Source organism: Psychromonas arctica (assembly GCF_036697365.1).
Lineage (GTDB): Bacteria > Pseudomonadota > Gammaproteobacteria > Enterobacterales > Psychromonadaceae > Psychromonas > Psychromonas arctica_A.
Map to the genome: position 1 here is coordinate 1 of NZ_JBAHZA010000036.1, position 1970 is coordinate 1970.

Sequence of the window (1970 nt, forward strand, 5' to 3'; positions counted from 1 at the left end):
AGTCATAATAAACTACCTCCTAAATGCAAAAACACGCATTTATAAAAGATAGTTTAACGATGGCAATTATTCAAATTATTGGGTGTCGGTGTCCAGATCTTCCCAGATCTTCCTCCAACATGAGGGACTGTACCTGTTGTTTTCGGGCATACATGTAAACTACCGATTGTGGCTGCTGGTTGCGCCATAGCTACCTCTCAACTTTAAAAATCCTAATAGAATCTACCTATTTAATTGATAGATTCACCATTTTTTATTCTTTCACGTACTTCTTTAGGTGAATATGGAGGGAACCTAACACCTTTACTAATCAAAAGCTCTTTTGTTTTAATAGCCCAGCCATAAGCTTCAAATTCGGGACTGAGAAGGTTTCTAGATAATTTTTTTTCTATTCTATTAGCAATAGTGGCGCCTACTTTATTAGGCTTGTGATAATCTGCACCTAATTCAATTAATCTAAAAGTAAATTCAAATTTATTGAGTGAAGTTGAATATAAAGCTGAATTATCATTAGCTTTATTAGTTAAATTCAAATCCACACCAGCTTTTAATAAAATGTTAATATGGTTCCAATTATCATGACCAATTGCTCTAAAAATAACAGGATAAGCATTATGGTCAACAGCGTTTGGGTTTCCGCCATACTTAAGAAGTAATTTTAAAATATGATCATCACCATCACCAACGATATAAGCAATAGGGTGATCATTGTTGCCAGAAATGAAATTAGGATCAGCTCCAAGTTCCAATGCAAGTTCAATTGCATCAAGGTCTTTATTTATTATAAGTAAGAAGAGAGGTGTAACTCCTTCTTTTCCATAACTATTTAAATTAGAGCCATCTTTTATCAGCTGTTCAGATGTGAATTTATTACCCTTTTCGATTTCATTAAGTAGTAAGGCCATATTATTATCAAAGTAATTACTTATTTTCATTTTATCTCCAAAACAACATGCACTCGTAAAGCACAGGCTTAAAATAAATATCGATCGATTAAAAAATCTGATCTTTCTCAATAGCTTTCTTTTAATATCCATTATAAGTACCACCATAATTTTCTAAGATTTTAATATCTTCATCTTTTTGTGATCCAATTCCTGCGATTACTTGATTCATACCATGACGTTCTATGGGGTTGAATCCGGTACCCGGTAATGATTTCATTTCACCTAATGCTTCAGGTACATTAGCGAGAAGCCCTTTAGCTGCCATTGCAGCAATACCAGCTAATGGGCCACCTAAGGCATTTCCAATGTAACCAGACATAGCTGATAATGCTACATTTCCATATTTTTGTGCTCCAGTTAAAAACTCACCAGTAACTGATTGAGAAACCATTAATTCAGATATTTTATCGTTAGCTAGTCCACCAAAATTTTTAACTGTATTAGGATGTAAACCGGCGGCATTAAATGTATAACCTTTATGACCAGAAACACCGACTCCTGCACTTGCTAGCCCTCCTCCCAAAGAGTGTCCAACAATAAAAATCCCCCAATACAACCAATAATAAAAATAGTCTTACTCACTTTTATAATCACTAAATCTATTTCAAATAACTAAGTTTTAGCACCTATAAATTTTTTCATTTTTTCATTTTTTCATTTTTTCATTTAACATTTACTAAATTAAGAGATATGCCTTCAAAGGTAGATGTTTGCGAAGCATTACCAAATGGAAAATGGGAAAGTTTTAATCAACTCTTCAGAGGTAATTTTCGAGATAAGGTTATTCATTTTATTTAAAAATAAAAACTATGACCTATATGCACACTCTTTACGTTGTTCATATAGGTGTAATACCTGAAGATAATGGTTCAACATGATAGCGTAAGCACAGATATCAATATTAAAAAGAGAAGCGAGGTAATGCATTCGCTCAACAACCCACTGACGGCGATGTTCAAAGGATTTTTCGGTGTATTTATCTTCACCACACAAGTAAGCTCTGCGAACACAACGCGAAATACA

The 1970-nt window shown here is 33.6% G+C and carries 3 protein-coding genes and 1 pseudogene; all 4 read right to left on the reverse strand.

All coding sequences use genetic code 11. The features are described 5' to 3' along the window. Positions 1–53 precede the first annotated feature (53 nt). The gene (locus V5290_RS17140) at positions 54–188 is read right to left on the reverse strand and encodes a hypothetical protein (protein WP_333388692.1); all 135 of its coding nucleotides are present in this window, start codon (positions 186–188) and stop codon (positions 54–56) included. 42 nt (positions 189–230) lie between these two features. Continuing rightward, complete coding sequence (locus V5290_RS17145; protein WP_333388695.1) at positions 231–935, reverse strand: hypothetical protein; 705 nt, start codon at positions 933–935, stop codon at positions 231–233. Between the two features lie 91 nt (positions 936–1026). After that, the gene (locus tag V5290_RS17150) at positions 1027–1470 is read right to left on the reverse strand and encodes a hypothetical protein (protein WP_333388698.1); all 444 of its coding nucleotides are present in this window, start codon (positions 1468–1470) and stop codon (positions 1027–1029) included. Between the two features lie 284 nt (positions 1471–1754). Then, positions 1755–1970: pseudogene (locus V5290_RS17155) on the reverse strand (transposase); the annotation flags it as partial.